Here is a 236-nt window from a genome sequence, read left to right on the forward strand (position 1 = left end):
TGCCAATAAAATACAAGATTTATGAAGGATTCATTCAAAATTCCACAGTTTCTGTTAAGGTTTGCATTGGGGATTACATTTTTAACACCGGTTTCAGACAGATTAGGACTTTTAGGACCAGCAGGTACGGGAAATGTAGAATGGGGAAATTGGGATAATTTCATTAGTTACACTACAACGCTCATGCCTTTTTTAGACAGACCGATGGTCAATGTAATGGGTGGAATCGCTACTGT

At 38.1% G+C, this 236-nt stretch carries 1 pseudogene; it reads left to right on the forward strand.

Annotation, left to right across the window (positions count from 1 at the left end):
• Nucleotides 1–21 precede the first annotated feature (21 nt).
• Nucleotides 22–236 (forward strand): annotated as a pseudogene (locus SCA31_RS25510) (DoxX family protein); the annotation flags it as partial.

The sequence above is a fragment of the Chryseobacterium sp. SIMBA_028 genome (assembly GCF_046535285.1).
Taxonomy (GTDB): domain Bacteria; phylum Bacteroidota; class Bacteroidia; order Flavobacteriales; family Weeksellaceae; genus Chryseobacterium.